Annotated in this window: 1 protein-coding gene; it reads right to left on the reverse strand. The window is 71.7% G+C overall.

The window, feature by feature from the left end; all coding sequences use genetic code 11:
- The coding region (locus tag P8629_RS12850; RefSeq protein ID WP_278166466.1) for a beta-ketoacyl synthase N-terminal-like domain-containing protein at positions 1-230 on the reverse strand (230 nt) is incomplete at both ends.

The following is a 230-nucleotide window of genomic DNA, read 5'->3' on the forward strand; positions in this document are numbered from 1 at the left end:
CCTGCGCGCCATGGCGGATCATGTCCGCGGCCGCGCCGATGCAGTGCGCCGAGGTCGCGCAGGCGGCCGACAGCGAATAGCTGACGCCCTTGATCTGGTAGGCCGTGGCCAGGCAGGCCGAGACCGTCGAGCACATCGTGCGCGGCACCATGGACGGGCCGACCTTGCGCACGCCACGTTCGCGCAGCAGGTCGACCGCGCCGATCTGCCATTCGCTGGAGCCGCCACCG

Origin of the sequence: Hydrogenovibrio sp. 3SP14C1 (assembly GCF_029625905.1) — a bacterium.
GTDB lineage: Bacteria > Pseudomonadota > Gammaproteobacteria > Thiomicrospirales > Thiomicrospiraceae > Hydrogenovibrio.